We start from the raw sequence: 16046 nt of genomic DNA, 5'->3' as shown, positions 1-16046 counted from the left end.
CCAGCAGAAAAGATGAGAAAATAGCCGCTTCATGCTGTACATTGAAATCGTCGTATAGTATTATTACACAATAGTAAGGTAATTGCGTCGATCGCTGGGAGATCGAAATGGCTAACAATAATCGCAAAGCTCGCCGCCAACGTGCGATCGCAGCCCGCCAAAGTGCCGCCCGGAAACCCAAGGGTTCTTTCGTAGTCAATGAGCTTCAACACTTGATCGGTGCAGAAGAAGAAGATGTTGTACGTGCCGCTAGGTGGAGAGCCAAACAGAACATATACGTATTTCTGATGGTGAACTTAGTAATAATTCCAAGCCTATTAATATTTACCTATTTCACATGGGATAGTGCCCCTGGCAAAGTGCTTCCCTTTATTTGGGCAGGGTATGCTCTGGTTCTTATATTCCAGACCAGGGCGATGTTGAGGTTCAAACAGATCATTAAAAATGCATGAAGAAAGGCCCCTCGCAAGGGGCCTTTTTCTTATGGGCGGGTGCCCATTAATTCTCGCGGATCAATATCTGACCCTTGGTTAGGGGGATGTTGAGGTTCAAACAGATCATTAAAAATGCATGAAGAAAGGCCCCTCGCAAGGGGCCTTTTTCTTATGGGCGGGTGCCCATTAATTCTCGCGGATCAATATCTGACCCTTGGTTAGGGGAAGGCTCTTCCGTTGATTCAGAACCTCGACGCACCTGGCCGCGATTGATCGTAGCGGCCGTAGCATTCTGGGTTGAGCCATTATTGGCCTGAGAATCGATTTGCTCTTGAGTAGACGGCATAGGAGAGCTGGCCGACTCAAATTCGCCATCCCCTCCATACGTGTAATATGCATGCCCTCCTTCACGCTCAACAGCATAAACTGCCTGATTGTTCTCGTAGTAGGTTGGAACGAAGGTGTCATCTCCGATCTGTATATTGGATCGTTCGCCTCCGGTAATGAGAGCATCCGCATTTTGTTGGTCAGCGGCATCGATCGCCCTACGATCAGCGACAGAAAAGCTACCTCCTGTATCGATCACATGATAAGCATCTGGCCTTTCAACGTCCGCTTGCGCATTACCTTGGATCGTCCCTAGCCGTTCGCTGGAATCAACCGATAGTGAACTTACACCACCTCTCTCTATCGGTGTGGTGACTTCAGTTGCCGTTGCTGCTCGTGCGCCCACATCGCTTGTATTTGCGCCGACACTGCCACTTACAGCATTCTCACGCCCGGCAACTTCAGCACGATCGGCATTCTGTCGCTGTTCAACCTCACCTCGTAGATCATTGGCATCGCTACGCATAGCCGAAATAGTCTGTGGGCTGGCGGGAGTAGGGATCGAGCCACTGCGACTTGCAACATATTCCTCGCGTGCTTGCTGTTGAACCTGGACAGCTTCCTGATAATCGTTTGAGGCCGCATAGAGCATAGAGGCGCGATCTTCACCGACCCGCCCCTCAAGTACCTGTCGAGATTCGCTCTGGGATACTTTTTCTGAATATCGGCTGCCGTCTTGACCTACAACTTGAACTGCACCATTTTCAGAGAAAGATAGCTTCCCAGTATCTGATTGGCTCAGGCTCATAGATTCTTCGGTCGTGTCTTGGCTAGTGTCTGAACCACGGACCCCGACTTCGCCCTGTACAGATGTCCTTGCATAAGCGCTAGCACCCGCATTAAGTGAAAGACCAACCTCTGTTTTACCCCCAGCTTCGATTGAGGCCTTTCCGGCCGCATGCGAAGTAACATCATTAATTTCCCTTTCCGATAATCCGGCCTGCTCCATAACTTGCCTAGTAGCAGACAGCTCCGACATATATTGTTGCCCTTGCTGATCCTGAGACATCCTTGACCAGTCAACCGAGCCGTCAGTTACAAACCCTTGGTCTTGGGCGTATTGGGTAGCCGATCTGAAGGTATCAGTCATCATATTCTGGGATTGTTGGCTAAATGACTGTTTCGCTTCTTCTGTTCTCTGGGTCGCTTCACTAAATGCCTGCGACTTAGATAGGCTCTCCCTCATGTCTGCCGCTCTTAGGCCTACGTTCGTATCCTGCCCGCTCATATTCGTAACTTGAGATGCCCCAACGCCGACATGGTGTGCCGATACCTCTTCCCCAGAGCTGTAGCGGTGAGAGGTTTGGTGAGCATTCATGTTCGCGTTGTTCATGCTTACCTGGCCAGCCGAGGCTGCACCTGTAGACATGTTGTTCGCTGCTGTCGCCGCTTGTTGACTACCAGATGCCCTGTCCAGGGCAGAAGTGAAGGCGTAACCGCTACCAGATACTAACCCCCACATGATGGCGGGTACTAAGGTGGACATAAAACCTGAGGCCATTACCATCTTGTCCGACATATCGCTAACTGCGCTCATATTGGCCATGGTGAGACCATCAGCGAGGTATCCCGCTGTCTGACCCTGGAAATAGAGCATCATGATGTAGTTCACGATTGCGAGCCCTGGCCACCATAAAATGAGCCAGGTCATCACCTGGGCATACGAGGTGCCCATCTTCTTGCCTAAGCCGGGGACCAGCACCGCAGCAAACACAATCGGCGCCAGCCCAATCACGAATGCCTGAAGGATAGCGAAGAAATAGCCCGCCATATCCCGGAAGAGAATAGCTGTGCTATACCATCCAGATTGCTGGGCACGTCGAGCCTGCTCCATATTCAAGGCTGAGATCAGCTCGTTGGAGCCTGTGGCCATTGCTGCGTATTCATAGGTGCCAGAGTACATTTCTGCGATTGCGGCTTGTGTGGCAAGCCCTGTGGCGTCCTGAACGGCACTCCCACCTGAAGCCCAGCGAAACGAATCATCCAAAGCGGCTTGTGCGAGCGCTGTTGATCCTGCTGCCTGCTGAAGCCAGAAAGGGGATGCTTCCCTCATGCCGTTCAATAACGCGGGAGCTGCAGTCTGCAAACGGTTGTCAATGCTCGCGTAGGCCTCGTCACAAGCCTGCATGCCACCATTTGGATCGGTCGAGTCATAAACGACGGTATAAACTGCCCGGTTCAGGTTATTGCCTAAAACCCCCCATGCATTTTGTGAGGTAATTAGCGTCACCGGGGAGATTTTGCCGCTAAAAATATTCGGCAACGCACAGTCATTCATGAAACTTTGAATGCTTGATCGCAGGTACGGATCAGTCAGGCGAATCTTCTTCATGTCATTCAGCATGCTTGCCGCCATGCCAACGGGAGCCCCCTCTGAAATACGTAGATTCTCGAAGTTTGGCGTCGTGAAGTTAGTTTCAATGCCGTTTGTAGCCCACATCCCTATCTCTGAGATGACAACAGCAGGAAGACCGATGGCTGCCGGAGCGCCTTCAATTCGTTGAATGAATTGGGGCGACCCAACGCCATCCCACACCATGTCTTCAATAAGAATATCGACCTTCAAAGAGAACAGCATGTAGACAGTAAGAATCATGCCGGCAAAATACATGGCCACCTTTTGCAGACTTCCACCCAGGATTCCCGTAAAGCACATCGCAAGGAAGCCGGCCATCGCCAAGAACAGCGCCAAGTTCCTGAACCCAGGGTTTGAGTCAGGGTCAGTCAGGCGTTTAATCGCCTCCAGTATTTGCGCCAGCGCATAACCGTTGCCATAACCATAAAATGTCCAAGTGTCACCACTTGCAGGCGTCATGGTCTCTGCGATTGCTAGCCCCGGAACAGCGACCAATCCAATAGCTACAAGGGCAGGAACAAGCCATTTCATCAGTCCACCTCCCGAGCCATATCACGAGCGAAATCCATGCCGGATAGACCCATGGCATGAAGATTTCGCAACGTGGCGCGGTTGATCTTGTCAACCTGGCTCATTATGTTTTCCTGAGTCTCAGCCATAAGGTTAATTTGCTGAGCCTTCTGGGAGGTCATGACAACTAGCTCATTCTGGGCCTCGCGGAATTCGCGCAAGATCTCACCCGGCACGGATGATGTCATCGATGTCTTAGCCGTTGCCTGGACGGCATAGCGAATGTACTCAATGGAGATCATGTAAGACAGAATGGTCGAGTTACCAACTACTAGGTCGTAGGCAAGGTCCGGGTAGGTCGCTGCAACATTAACTGCTTGATAGAGCGGGAAGGGCGCTGCAGCAATAATGGCCTTTTGAGAAGCGGTCAGCGGGGTGCCACTGGCAACGTTCTTAACCGCACCTTCCAATTCCATAATCACCGTGGTCAAAAAGCCGTGGCCTAGTGATATATCCTCAACCTTTGCTTTGTTCGGGTTCCAACAGTCTCTCAGATCACTGTTGCTACAAGTATAAATCTCGGTGGCCTGGCCTGAGGCGCCTGACCATACCTTGTCCTCGCAAAAGCTGTTCACGAAGTCAGCGTATTCAATGACGGTCGGCGAGGCTTTATCACTTCCGCACAGGAATATGTCCAGCATCGCATCGGCAGTTTCGATGGTTGGCGCAAAGGTGTTCGAGTCGCCACTACCCCCTTTGTTGCGAACCTCAGTACCAATCCAACTCATCAATAGCTCGGCAAATATCTTGTTCTCTGCCCCCATGTTGTTGCTGCCATCTCGCCCAGGGGCAATACCTGCTTCTTGAAGGCCTAGCCATGTGCGGTTGCCATCAAGCTCTAAGGCCAGTGCGCGATCCCCGGGATTGTTGCTGAGGTGGTCTCGCACTTCGCGGCCCGAATCCGATTTGCTATCACAAGTGTCCTGCTGGGCTGCCAGCCAGTCACTTTCCACGCCCTCAAACATCCCTACCGAACTACACCAGAGATTCCCTAATTCGCCGGAGTAGTCAGGGAACCCCTCAACCAGTGCGGTAGCAGCCTCACAGCTGTCCTGGGATAGTTTCGCCGCCGCCTGTGCCATGCGTTGTGCGAACTCAAGCACATCCCCACAAATAGGGCAGAGCTGTTTGAGCGCGAGCTGGAAGGAGAGGGCTACAACCCCTTGGGCGATTTGCTCCAACATCTGCTGGATCTGCTCACTGTCGATATAGGAGAAGCCACCAAAATGCGCGTCGATGCCATTGCAGCCTACGTCTAGCCGCGGCGGGTCCATGTTGACTAGCGAGTAGCGGTTCTGAGAAAACCGCATGGTCAACCCCCCGGCCGTGTATCCATGCCGTGTCCTGGTCTCAAACGACGCTGCGCTGTTTGAGCTACTGAAGCCGCCTCCGGCACTGGATAGCCGGTCAAACGCATTTTCGAGTGCGTTGGCTTCAGCCTGGCTTGTGGTGGCCGTTATCGACATTCCGCTGATCACTGCTGTTGCCACCATGGTTACCAATTTGTTTCTGGAGAACATTACTCAACTCCTTGGGAAATGCCGGCGCCGAGGCCACCGGATGACCGTTCCAGCATGTCGGGGACGCTGAAATCAACGGGAGGACTCGTGCCATCACCAACCGCCTCGAGGCCCTTTTCTGCTGCTCGTTGGATAGCACCAAAGAAGACCTCAATCCTCGAGGTAATCCGCTGCGCTGCTTCAACACCACTGGAGACGCGGAACCAAAGATCATCCTGTGGCAGGTAAAGCCAGAGGTCCGGTACCGCTTCGACGGCAAGGTGGCCAGCAGCCTCTACTGAGCGTCCTGTGGTATCGCAGCTGTTCGAGAACTCTGGCATGCACCCCCCATCAAGTGGAGCGTTGTAAATGGTGAGCCCAGTACGTCGTTCGAGCTGCTTCATAACTGGTTGCATGTCATGGCAGAATTGGCAGCTAGACCGGGTAAACCAGACGAGAAACCCATTCTGGTCATCTATCTCTTCCATGACCGCGTTGCGCTTGCCATCGCGTGCTCGTGACGCTGCACGAAGCCCAAAGGAGGAGACGGGGCTATGTACGAGGGGGTTGAGGTCCTGGTTTTGGATCTGATTCCACTCCCACATCCTCGACATTGTGATGGCTTGGTCGACGGCCCATCGCATATACCGCTGAAAGGCCTCGACTGTCTCTGGATTGTTGGGGTTCATCACAGACTGGTTAAGCAGCATGTCGCGCTGCTTGGCTTGAAACTCGAAGCTCCCCTCTGGGTCGACAAAACCACAAGAGGGCTCCCACTGTTCTGGGTCCGTACAATCCAGCTCCTCTTCAGGCGCCTTGGCCATCGGTATCTCGACTGAGGGCTCTTCGGGCTCTTCTTCCTCATCATCATCTAAGTGCCCCCAGAACCAACCGCATTCGCGAGCATTATTGCTATCAAGACAGGCTTGCCCTCGGTCCCCACCAGGCTGGGCTATAGCGGTCGAACTCAGCGTTAGCAAAAGCGCCAGCATTAGCTGCAGAAATGGCGCCGGCAAAGGGCCAGCGGTCATGTGTTTCATAGCACAAGGCTCCGTATCAATATCGCGGCAATGGCCCAGGCCAACAGCACGGGCCAAAATTCTGAAGTGCCGCCATCCCACAGCTTCAGGGAATGGCGTTTGGCGGGGTGCCACACAGGCACTCCCAAAGGGGTGCCAGCATCTCCAATGACGTGAGAGAGCCCACCAACCGAGAAACCAAAGAGAAGGGCGGCAAGCAATGGCGCATCAGGTAGCCAAACGGCTGATGCCACTGCCAGCCCTAGCCAAGGGAGCAACCAGTGGGTCACAGTCCTATGGGGTATGAGCGTGGCTGGACCAATGCGGATCTCCAGCCAGTCAGGTGCCGTTGATCCAGGCAGCGCCATCGCCGCCACTGCCAGCGCAGACATCCCACCATAAAAGGGGGTCATAATCGCACCAGCCGATGCGCCAAGCGCCAGGCCGAATAATCGATGAGCGTTCCCGGTCAAGCTGCCTCCAAATACCTGTGTCATGCACGCGAAAAAGCCCCAACTCCACAAAGGGATGGGGCTATGGAAGGTTAAGCATGTTGGGATTGCTGTCGCTGGATAATTCGGCGTCGCTGTGCGATCGCTCCCTTGAGCCGAGCTGACAGGTGTGCATCCAGTTGAGCGCTATTGACCCAGCGTTCGGCCGAAACCAATCGCTCAACATCTGAGTTTTCAATCTCCGCTAGAATCGCTTCGGGCGATGCCAAACGGTGACCGTTCGATACCCGCTGCTCTGATGGCTCAGGCTCTCCTTGGGAGAGAAGCACTGAGGATTCCACAGCGGCGTTATTGGCAGCATTTCCATCATCGTCCGGGCCTTGAGCAAGGCCTAGAAGAGCCATCAACCCATAGCGACGTGCATACGTCTGGGCTGACGCCACACCATGGCTATCAAGGGTCTCAACGGGCATCTCACAGTAAGAGCCAATGTACTCCCCAGAAGGGCCATGAATGAGCATGGTCTCCATCACCACAGCCCCCACTGTTCCGGGCACAGGTGCCTGAACCAGTGCAATTTCAAACTTATTCAAGACGGCACGAATGCTGCCGATTATAATTGCGAGGCTTGCATAGCGGTTGTCGTACATCGGATTCGTAGAATCCGGTGCGATCAGACCACCAAGCTCAGCCTGCACTGAAGCCAGGGCTTTGCCGATTCTGGCGATCGAGTCACTGCGATTCATAACGTGCTCTCCTCTCATCCCCCAGGTATCGGGGTCTCATGAGAGGTAGGGGCGCTACTGACAGACAAACGGGAGGTGGTATTGAGATTACCGAGAGGAGTGGCAACCCCGCGGAAGTGACACGATCCAGCGGATAGATCAAACAAACGTTTAATTTAAAAGAAAGTAGGGAGAAGTGATGCACCACGCAAGGGAACTAGAATCATTCCCTAGGCCCCATATAACCTTGGTCTCAGAACGAATAACAGATAATAAAAGCAAGGCTGGTTATGGAATGACAGATAGGGCGGTAACTTTGGACCCTGTGCTCAGAGCCTTGAGCACAGAATCACCGCCCGGAGGCATGCTATCCACGCTAAAAAGCGCCAATGCCACAGGAATGCGCTTCAAGCGAGGTAGAGTTAAATGACCTAAGTGATCAGTAGCTGCTTGACCCAAACAGATTCAGCGAATATATAAAAATGCATCCTTCCTCCCGAATCCCATCATGCTGAAAATGAAAAAACCCTCCTGATAATGGATGTCAGAAGGGTTTGAAGGGTTAAGCAGCTTTGCTCTTGCGGGGAAATCCCGTGAGCCCACTACTGGTGTACACATCAGCCCAATCAACGCTCACATCAGTTGAGCTGGGTGCATCAGGGATCTTTATCGAAGCTCGAATCCCTTTCTCTAAAAGCCGAGCCTGGAGCACTTCCGCTGCGTCCTGACCAGCCTTACGTCCTTTCCTGTCGGGTAGGTCACGATCAGCCCAAATAACGACTTCCGTGACACCCTCAGGCGGCTCGAACGACCTCATTAGGGAAGCTGACAGTACCGGCCAGACAGGCATTCCCGTAGCAGCCCGAATAGCTAGCGAGGTCTCAATGCCCTCAGCCACACCGATAACGCCGGCTGTAGCTGTGCCTAGTCGAATAGCACCACCGTGGACATCACCATTCTTCACCACAGGGAACAGCTTTTTAGCCTTGCTCACAGGCGCCTTCTCAACCACACCATTTTCTGTGCGGTTGAGATACGTCCTATGCATCGTGACAGGCTTTCCAGCCGCATCCCTGACAATGGTTATCAGTGCAGGGTAGTAGCTAACCACTTTGCCTTTCTCGATGTAGGCCATCCTAGGGTGGAGGCGTGCCTCCGTCTCGAGAACGCTAAGCATCGGCTTTACAGGCAACCCGCGGAACTGCAAGTAGCTCGCCAGCATGAAGCGACCTTCGCCCCTTCCCAGGGGTAGAGCTTCTTCCCAGCGCTTGCGCAGCGTTGGCCGTATGTCCTGCTTTTCCTCAACCGTCCGTGGGGGCGGCCGAGATACTGTAGGCGCTAGCGGCTCAACGGATTGTTCACCGAGAGCCCCCATGACCTGTTCCAGTATTTCGGGAAGAGACCAGCCTTTCAGCTCTTTGAGCAGGCTAAAACCATCCCAGTTACCGCAAGTGCAAATGGCCGTACCGCGTTGCTTGAAACCGCGATCGAGACGGAAATCTTCCTTACCACCATGTATCGGGCAATCGATGTGATGTCCCGGGTGGGCAAGTGCATGCTCCAGCTCGGGGCACAGTGCCTGAAAGACAGTATCCCATTGACCTTCCGCAATACGCTTCACATCAGCAATTTCGTACTTGTTACTATTCCTCATGATCTGCTCCTCTCTCATTTCCGGTCACCCGGATCTCACAAGTAGATAGGGCGACCAGTGACGGCTATGGAGAGGTAGGGGAGACACTGCCACCAAATATAAATGTTCCGCATGCGAAACAATGGCAGTTAGTAGTCTTAAACAGAGAAAAGCCCCACTCCAATTGATCGGAGTGGGGCTTGAAGGATGCCTAGTAGTTCAGTGTGTGGCTAAGCCGCGGAATGCGTCTTGTGCCACTTCTGTTGCCAGGCATATTTGTCCTGCTCACCAATACTATGCAAGCAGTTGCCAATGAGGCGGCCCACTGCGCGAAATGCACAATGAACCACTCCTTGGCCCAGTAGTTCGTGGCTGACAGTCTCAGACAGCCCTTGAACAAGCATCTCAGGGACAGTTTTGACTCGGGCATGCTCTGCCTTGGTCAATAGTCGCGACTGGCCAGAATCGTCTGGGTGTCGGAGAAACGGCTCAGTTGAGCGCGCCTTCGAGTAACCACGCCCTATGGTGCCGAGGCTTCCCTCTGAACCATCGAGCAGCTGACGACGAAAGCCCTTACCCGCGGCCAGATCCCTGGCTTCCTTGTCGGCAAGGTAGCTGTAAGGCTTGAAGCGATCCTGGACTGCCTGAAACGGCTCCAATACCTCAGCGATTAATGTTTCACGCTGACGTACAGGCTCCAGTGCTTCGAGATCGACCTCAATGCCTTTACTCACTGCGAGCATGCAAAGCCGATTGCGCCGCTCCAGTGACCCCATCGCGTACCCATCCAGAATGGTCTCATGCACGTCATAGCCAATGCTCGACAACACGCTGCGAATGACCGTCATGCTGGCGGTCGTCTGGTACTGCGGGACATTCTCCAGTAGCACCATAGCAGGGCGCAAAGTCTGGATTGCATTCATGAAAGCGATGAAGAGACTACCTGCTGTCTCATGCGCTTCTGCCCGATCCAGCTTGTTCTTCGCACGTCCTGACAGGCTAGCCCCGGTACAAGGCAAACCCGCGCAAAGGAGGTGAATGAACGGCAGCTTGTGCCACTCCACTTCCTCCATCGGGCCTTGGATCGCAATGCTATCCTCGTCCCACACAGGATTGTTCGCCAATGATGCCTCCAGATAAGCACCTTCCAGCTCATTAGCGAAGGCTAGGCGCGAGGGCATTCCGACATCAGCAAGGCCAGTATGTATCGCGTGATCAAGCACTCCAGCACCGTGTGCAATCGAACCAATTTCAAGCGGCTCACCCTTGGTCAGGGACTGCAGTAGCCGACCCATACGATCAGATTCAGCAAGATCATGGTGATGAATCGTGATGTCGACACGATTCCCCCTGACGACGACACGCACCCTCTCTACCTTGCCCAACGCTTGCGCCAGCTCAGCTGCCGTAATGTCTATGACTGGCAACTCGACCTCACCACGCTTTCTGCGCGACACCTTGTAAGCACCATCTTCTGTAAATTGCAGGGTCAGGCTCTTACGGCCGGCAACGAGGTTGAAGCGCTGCCCTGGTGTGATCCCAGTACGCGCCAGCCGATTACCTTCTAGCCACAGACGCTGCTTACCACGGTGCTCACCAATCTTGGTATAAATCACAGTGCTCTTGCCCATGATCAATCTCCTCTCTCATTCCTGCGGAATACAGGTCTCGAAAGGAGGTAGGGGACCAGGTGACCCAAAACTGGGCCGGTGGGAATACTGCACACAAAGAAAACTGGCGCCTGGTATCAGGCCCAGGGCAAGAGGGGGGGATGTTGCACAGATAGTCCTGATGCCTTGCCATTGTCATCAACGCACTAAGGGGGGACACTGCATAGATAACCTTAGAAATCCGCTTATCGGATGTCAGAGAAAGAGGGGGAATGTTGCACAGCAGCGATCGGTTCAGCCTGAATGTGACAGACCCTTCACAAGTGAAGGGTCTGTTGAATGTACTACGCAGCGGTCTTGATCTGTTCAACAATCTCTATTCCCTGCTCAAGAGCATCTTGAGCAAGTTCACGAGCATGAACGTCAAGGTGAGCATTATTTTCGGTCTTGTTGACCTCAATACCCCCCAGTACAGCTGCCACATCGTCCAAAAGAACAGATTGGCTACCTACCTTCAGTTCGACCTTGGCCTTGAGCACACCGAAGAACCACTTATTCTCTGCCCAGGTTTCCTTATCGGAACCTGAATAGGTATCAAAGCAGTTCGGTGTCACATCTGGATCATGGCCGAGCAACACTGTGATCATGAAGTCGCCATGTGAACCTGTCACGGTGTCACTACAGATTGCAAAGCCGTCAAATTTAGTCAGTTCCATGATCGTTTCTCTCTCATTCCTGCTGGATTGCAGGTCTCAGGGGGAGATAGGGAAGCCACTGACACAATATATAAGACTCCGTGGTACCAAAAAGGGGGAAGGGCTCCTACTTCCTTGCATCGGTATGGCCATGCACCTCGATAAGAGTGCGTAGTGAGAGATCGGATATACGTGAGCGATTGATAACTGTAGGCCAGAGGTAGGAGGGTGGGAAACGCGTGAAAATCAATAAACCGTGACAGCCTTTTTTGATTAAGATACTGTCAGCTTAAGAATTATGAGGAATCTCGATTTTCCGATAACGACCCATAGCGGAAGTCGCACCGCCAAAGTTAATGCGTGCCGCGACTGCCCAAATTGTTGGTTGTTACCGTGCAGTACCGGTGGGCGTTTGCAGTCGAGGCATCCTGGTTATTAGTTCGGCCTGAAAATATCTCTCAGGTTTTGAGGGCAAATTCCACTAGCGTTCCCTTACCCTTGAGTGTGACCAAGTTTCATATGAGAAGGGGGCGCGTTGCCTTTCTGGCACATTGCCGAACATGGAGCATGTCATTTATGAGTAAGAAAGACTCTGCGGCTGTGCCCATTAAGCTGGAAGATTGGCTGAATACTCGCACCAGTTGGTTGCGCATGGCAGCGGGTGGGGTCATCAAGAACAGACGCATGCCTACAGAAGATGAGCTCAAAGCCCTCACCACCCACTGTATGGCAGAAGCGGCCAAGACCTTGGATGCAACGCATCCTGCTTTGGCCCCCGGCGTTATTCTCGGAACCACTGGCGCTGGTGCGTTGCGGATCGATTCCTTGACGACCATCCGCGGGGTGAACGCCATCGGCGCGGAGGCTTCTTTGGATCTTTCCAAAGGGCACATGGCCGTCGTTTACGGTGCTAATGGATCAGGCAAGTCAGGCTATGCGCGGCTTATGAAGCATATTTGTGGCGCGCGTGCGAAAGGAACAATACACAGCAACGTTTTCGATGATGTAACCGAGATCGCCTCTGCTAAGGTGAGGGTCACCACACTCAGTTCGAACGAAGACAGCCCGATATCGAGTGAACTCCAGTGGGAGGCTGTCGCCGGGCCACATCCCAAACTCAACGCGGTGCCGGTCTTCGACTCTGCCACCGCACTGGAACTCGGGGACACTGAAAGCACCGCCACCCACCTCCCCCGCGCTATGCGCTTTGTCGGCGTACTAATTAGGATTTCTGATAGCGTCAATGATCGCCTGAAGGCTCGTGCTGACAAGCTCATCAGCCAGCTTCCGGTAGTTCCACCAGACTATGCGCAGACATCGGCGGCCACTTATCTTCAAAGACTAAAGCCGAACCTCAGCGATGACGAGATCGGGAAGGCTTGTGTCTTTTCCGACGCATTTCTTCAGGAACGCCTCGCGCTAGAGACAGCACTCGCCCAGCCAAACCCTGCGGTAGCCCATGCCAAGACCGTGGGTGATTTAGATCGATTGGATAAGCTGAGCGAGAGTGTTTCGGGCCTGATGGAAAGTTTGGGCAACGAGCGAGCAGAAGCCCTCATCTCGGCGCGCAAGATCTCAATTAGAAAGCGCCAAGCGGCCACCGCATACGCGACGTCCTTCATAAACGGTTTGCCTTTGATGGGTGTCGGAGACTCGGTCTGGCAGACCTTGTGGGAAGCAGCAAAGGCGTATTCAACCACCTCGGCTTACCCGGATCATGCCCATCCGCATGTAGGAGAGGGGGCGCGCTGCGTGCTATGCCAGCAACCGCTCGAACCAGAAGGTAAAGAACGGCTGACAAGCTTCGAGCAGTATCTCACCGATACTCTGCAGACGGAGGCGAAAGCCGCTGAAGGTGTCCTGGTCACATTGATGAAGTCCCTCCCCAACAAAATCGTCGAGCCAGCATGGCAATCGCAGTGTAGTGCCGTTGGTCTCGACACCGAGCAAGCCAGCGCGCTTGCCAATGAGATAGACGCCAGGCTCAAGGCAATGAGTAGCGCCACGGATCTGTCTGACGTCCCGCCTGTAACTTGGTCGGTTTGGACGGACGCGCTTGGCCATGCTGTGGCAACAACAACGTCCCAACGCGATGCGCTAGCAACCCTGTTGGATCCTGTAGGGCGATCCCAGAAGGAGACCCGTTTGCGCGAGCTTCGAGCCCAGGAATGGCTTGCCGGTCAGATCGAAGCGGTCAAAGCAGAAGTTGTGCGCCTCAAGCGCGTGGCGACGATCGAAGCCGCTACCCAGCTGACCCAGACCAGAGCGCTCACGATAAAAAGCAATGCGATCGGCGAAACGGAGTTGGCGAAGGGTTTTTGCGACCGATTCAACGCAGAGCTTCAAGCACTTGGGGGCAGTGCGCTTCCAGTGCGAATGAACCACCGGGCAGCAGGTAAAGGAGTCTACAGTTTCTACATCGAGCTGAAAGACGCAATTACACCCGTGAAAAACCGCGAGATCCTGAGTGAAGGCGAGCAACGGATCGTGGCGCTGGCCGCGTTTCTAGCCGATGCTACCGGTGCGGATCGAGGGCTGCCAGTCATCTTTGACGACCCGATTTCGTCGCTGGACCAACGCTATGAGGAGGCCGTCGCGAAACGTCTAGTAGACCTAGCCAAAGACCGTCAGGTGATCGTGTTCACCCATCGCCTGTCGTTGATGGTGCTCCTTGGAAACGCTGCTGCGCAAAGGCCAGCAGTCGGGCTCTCGCCCGTGGATGTCCACGTTGAGTCTATCGGGCGTGACGGCGCTAGCACTGGCATGCCTGCAACCATCGACGTGTTCTCACTCAAGCCAAAGGCTGGATTTGGCCAAATGATCAGCAGTATCGGGGCTATCAAAAAGTATGATGCCCCACTAAGAGCGCTCGCCTTGAAGGATGCATGCAGCAACTTCCGTATCCTAGTTGAGCGATCAGTCGAGGATCACCTCTGCTCCGGCATCATCAATCGCTACCGTCGTGAGATCCACACCTTTGGTAAGCTGAAAAGCTTGAACGCCATCACCTCTGAAGATTGCGCCATGATCAACGGGATGATGACCAAATACTCCGCGTTCGAGCACTCTCAACCAACGGAGACCCCGACTTGGCTACCCGATCCGAATGAACTGTTGGTGGATGTCCAAGTTATGTTGGACTGGATCAAAGCTTTCGATAAACGTGCCAAGGAGGCTGCCGCCAGCTGAACTGTAACCTGGACACTGCCACGCAGGCAGCTTGGGATACAGACTAATCGCCCCTAAAAGTGCTGCCTCTTGGCCTGCTGGGATCGGGCCGCTTCTGGCCGACTGTCGCTGATAGCGACCCTGAGCAGACATTCCGGGAAATGCAGCAGGCGCACGAATTTAGATTATACTGCTTAATGGAAATTAATAACCCAAAGGATCATAGACTTGGGAATGTTTGGCAGGCTGTATTTGCCGGAAAAAGTGCCAGCACGTTCATTCAATCATAGAACGCGCCGTCTAATACGCTGTTATAAGTCATCTTCAACACAAAGGATTTTATGAGTAGCGACACTGGCCATCGGCGATATTTGAAGCAGCTCCTACACCATGGATCTGTGTATCTGGGTGCGAACTCCTTTGTACTGGTCCTTGTGCTGCCAGTGTTTGGAGGTATCTGATTATGTATCACTGGCTCTATATGTTGGCGGGATCGCTTCATTTTATTGGGCTGGTTATAAGACATGGGAAGAGAGTTTGCCACCGGACGAAGGAGAGCCGCTTGTTCTTAAAGCTGATAAAGACACCGTTACGTTTTCCTCAGGCACCGGAAATATATTCAAGAAAAGTAACCTATCAGTCAGGCTCGCTGTCTCTAATAATGCTGACAAAGCCATTGCACTTGACAATGTGGCAGTCCACTTAAAGAAGGATTCGTTCTGGCTCAAATTGAAAGGCCGGTCAAAGCTGATTTGGGGTTCAAGAGAGTCAGTAGGGTCTTGCACTGAGATTGGGCCAAAAGAATCCAAAATTTTAGATGTAAACCTTGAAGGTGAAGGCCACATCGGGGATCGAGTAAAACTGGCCAAGGCGTTGCGGGAAGACCCGATTGTTGGCGCGATATTAACTGCAGAGTATTTTTTGGAAGGAGAGCGGTCGGCTATTGAGGTCGATTTCGAATACGATGCAGCAAAGCTCATTAATCACATGCGGAGCAGCTGGAGCCGAAGCAGTTTACGGGATGCCATTAAAGAGCTTGAGCAATCGGCATAGGTTTTGGTTTCCTGCCAGACAACTTATAACCAAGCCAAGCATGGCGACGCTAACTACATTGCGGCTTCGCCTCCATTCCGCTGGCGTGCATGCTGGCGGCGTTAAGAATATCAGGGAACGTATATGAAGCGTTTTTACCGATGGTTTATGGATGCTTGGCCCATTTGGTCAGCGGCATTGATCGTTGGAGCGCACCGGTTGTCATTGCAGGCATTTCCACAAAAAGTAGAAGAAACTAATACGGTTTTTTCATTGGGGCTCCAAATTATCGGCGGATTGATGGTCCTCTACTCGATTGACAGCAACCTCGCTGCATTACGTGGCCAAAATATTTGGTTGCTAATTGGACAGTGGTTTCGAAACTGTCCTCTTTGGAGTAAGCCGAAAACGTCCAAGTTTCCTTGAAAGCCGAGATTGGTATTTCCGCTTCAGGTAGCGGTCGAGT

At 53.1% G+C, this 16046-nt stretch carries 12 protein-coding genes; 4 read left to right on the top strand and 8 right to left on the bottom strand.

Annotated elements, in window-relative coordinates; genetic code table 11:
* Positions 1-107 precede the first annotated feature (107 nt).
* Positions 108-452, top strand: coding sequence for a hypothetical protein (locus MLE19_RS21435; RefSeq protein ID WP_240720385.1), 345 nt, complete (start codon positions 108-110; stop codon positions 450-452).
* Between the two features lie 151 nt (positions 453-603).
* On the opposite strand, the gene MLE19_RS21430 is transcribed toward MLE19_RS21435, so the two are convergent.
* From MLE19_RS21430 to MLE19_RS21395, 8 genes are all read right to left on the bottom strand, one after another.
* On the bottom strand, positions 604-3708 hold the full coding sequence (locus MLE19_RS21430; protein WP_240720383.1) for a conjugal transfer protein TraG N-terminal domain-containing protein: 3105 nt from the start codon (positions 3706-3708) through the stop codon (positions 604-606).
* A complete protein-coding gene (locus MLE19_RS21425) occupies positions 3708-5267 on the bottom strand; it encodes a conjugal transfer protein TraH (protein ID WP_240720381.1) in 1560 nt (519 codons plus the stop codon). The genes MLE19_RS21430 and MLE19_RS21425 overlap by 1 nt, the downstream gene beginning before the upstream one ends.
* A complete protein-coding gene (traF, locus tag MLE19_RS21420) occupies positions 5267-6286 on the bottom strand; it encodes a conjugal transfer protein TraF (protein ID WP_240720379.1) in 1020 nt (339 codons plus the stop codon). The genes MLE19_RS21425 and traF overlap by 1 nt, the downstream gene beginning before the upstream one ends.
* Positions 6283-6738, bottom strand: a complete 456-nt coding sequence (locus MLE19_RS21415; RefSeq protein WP_127061361.1) for a metal-dependent hydrolase — start codon at positions 6736-6738, stop codon at positions 6283-6285. The genes traF and MLE19_RS21415 overlap by 4 nt, the downstream gene beginning before the upstream one ends.
* 71 nt (positions 6739-6809) lie before the next feature.
* On the bottom strand, positions 6810-7463 hold the full coding sequence (locus tag MLE19_RS21410; protein ID WP_185858947.1) for an ERF family protein: 654 nt from the start codon (positions 7461-7463) through the stop codon (positions 6810-6812).
* A 541-nt stretch (positions 7464-8004) separates the two neighbouring features.
* Positions 8005-9096 carry a DUF7146 domain-containing protein gene (locus tag MLE19_RS21405; protein ID WP_185858948.1) on the bottom strand — a complete coding sequence of 364 codons (1092 nt, stop codon included), beginning with the start codon at positions 9094-9096 and terminating at the stop codon, positions 8005-8007.
* 209 nt (positions 9097-9305) lie between these two features.
* Complete coding sequence (locus tag MLE19_RS21400; RefSeq protein WP_240720377.1) at positions 9306-10706, bottom strand: DNA cytosine methyltransferase; 1401 nt, start codon at positions 10704-10706, stop codon at positions 9306-9308.
* A gap of 323 nt (positions 10707-11029) precedes the next feature.
* Complete coding sequence (locus MLE19_RS21395; protein WP_240720375.1) at positions 11030-11401, bottom strand: hypothetical protein; 372 nt, start codon at positions 11399-11401, stop codon at positions 11030-11032.
* Between the two features lie 555 nt (positions 11402-11956).
* Between MLE19_RS21395 and MLE19_RS21390 the strand changes: the two genes are divergently transcribed.
* From MLE19_RS21390 to MLE19_RS21380, 3 genes are all read left to right on the top strand, one after another.
* The gene (locus tag MLE19_RS21390) at positions 11957-14569 is read left to right on the top strand and encodes an AAA family ATPase (protein ID WP_240720373.1); all 2613 of its coding nucleotides are present in this window, start codon (positions 11957-11959) and stop codon (positions 14567-14569) included.
* Between the two features lie 369 nt (positions 14570-14938).
* Entirely contained in the window at positions 14939-15601 is a 663-nt protein-coding gene (locus MLE19_RS21385) for a hypothetical protein (RefSeq protein ID WP_240720371.1), read from the top strand.
* Positions 15602-15724: 123 nt separating this feature from the next.
* Positions 15725-16006 carry a hypothetical protein gene (locus MLE19_RS21380; protein ID WP_240720369.1) on the top strand — a complete coding sequence of 94 codons (282 nt, stop codon included), beginning with the start codon at positions 15725-15727 and terminating at the stop codon, positions 16004-16006.
* Positions 16007-16046 lie beyond the last annotated feature (40 nt).

Source organism: Vreelandella neptunia (genome assembly GCF_022489065.1).
GTDB classification, from domain to species: domain Bacteria; phylum Pseudomonadota; class Gammaproteobacteria; order Pseudomonadales; family Halomonadaceae; genus Vreelandella; species Vreelandella neptunia_A.
Note: the sequence above shows the minus strand (reverse complement) of the source record. Positions and strands in the feature narration are given on the sequence as shown.

Coding starts and splice junctions, on each gene's coding strand:
- MLE19_RS21435 (WP_240720385.1), top strand. CDS start 108: ATGGCTAACAATAATCGCAAAGCTCGCCGCCAACGTGCGATCGCAGCC.
- MLE19_RS21430 (WP_240720383.1), bottom strand. CDS start 3,708: ATGAAATGGCTTGTTCCTGCCCTTGTAGCTATTGGATTGGTCGCTGTT.
- MLE19_RS21425 (WP_240720381.1), bottom strand. CDS start 5,267: ATGTTCTCCAGAAACAAATTGGTAACCATGGTGGCAACAGCAGTGATC.
- traF (WP_240720379.1), bottom strand. CDS start 6,286: ATGAAACACATGACCGCTGGCCCTTTGCCGGCGCCATTTCTGCAGCTA.
- MLE19_RS21410 (WP_185858947.1), bottom strand. CDS start 7,463: ATGAATCGCAGTGACTCGATCGCCAGAATCGGCAAAGCCCTGGCTTCA.
- MLE19_RS21405 (WP_185858948.1), bottom strand. CDS start 9,096: ATGAGGAATAGTAACAAGTACGAAATTGCTGATGTGAAGCGTATTGCG.
- MLE19_RS21400 (WP_240720377.1), bottom strand. CDS start 10,706: ATGGGCAAGAGCACTGTGATTTATACCAAGATTGGTGAGCACCGTGGT.
- MLE19_RS21395 (WP_240720375.1), bottom strand. CDS start 11,401: ATGGAACTGACTAAATTTGACGGCTTTGCAATCTGTAGTGACACCGTG.
- MLE19_RS21390 (WP_240720373.1), top strand. CDS start 11,957: ATGAGTAAGAAAGACTCTGCGGCTGTGCCCATTAAGCTGGAAGATTGG.
- MLE19_RS21385 (WP_240720371.1), top strand. CDS start 14,939: ATGGATCTGTGTATCTGGGTGCGAACTCCTTTGTACTGGTCCTTGTGC.
- MLE19_RS21380 (WP_240720369.1), top strand. CDS start 15,725: ATGAAGCGTTTTTACCGATGGTTTATGGATGCTTGGCCCATTTGGTCA.